Origin of the sequence: Shewanella sp. S1-49-MNA-CIBAN-0167 (genome assembly GCF_040310145.1) — a bacterium.
GTDB classification, from domain to species: Bacteria; Pseudomonadota; Gammaproteobacteria; order Enterobacterales; family Shewanellaceae; genus Shewanella; species Shewanella psychromarinicola.
In genome coordinates, this window is record NZ_JBEOPO010000111.1 from 1 (window position 1) to 642 (window position 642).

General features: G+C 53.6%; 1 protein-coding gene. It reads left to right on the forward strand.

Translation table 11 applies throughout. The features are described from left to right. On the forward strand, positions 1–642 hold a 642-nt coding region (locus tag AAEZ00_RS20605; RefSeq protein WP_351089733.1), incomplete at both ends, for a cadherin-like domain-containing protein.

Genomic DNA, 642 nt, shown 5'->3' on the forward strand with positions numbered 1-642 from the left:
CACCAATGACGACGGTTACTATGCACTCGTTAATGGCGAAGTGGTGTTGACCCAAGCGGGTGCTGAGTTAGTCAACAGTGGCGGCACCTTGCCGCCGGTGGATTTAACCGTGTCCGATGGCAGCTTAAGCGGCCAAGACAGTGATACCCCGGTGATCGCTTCAATGAATGATGACTTCACCGATAACAACGAAACTCGCAGCATCGTCGAAGACAGCTCTGAAGTGACCGGTAATGTCATTGATGGCAGCAGTGATGATGGCCCTATCACGGTCACAACCTTCACCTTAGCGGGTGACAGCACGGTTTATACCGCTGATGGCACCGATGTGGTTATCACTGATGTCGGCACCTTTAGCTTAAACACTGATGGTGTGTACACCTTCACCCCTGCCGCCAACTATAATGGCGCAGTTCCCGTGATCACCTACACCCTCACTGACGGCTCTGGCACCGATGACATCTCGACGCTGACATTAAGCGTGACCCCAGTTGATGACAGCTTCACCGATAACAACGAAACTCGCAGCCTTGCAGAAGACAGCCCGCAAGTGACCGGTAATGTCATTGACGGCACCAGTGTGGATGGCCCTATTTCAGTCACCACCTTTACTGTCGCGGGCGATGCAACCGTGCATACCGC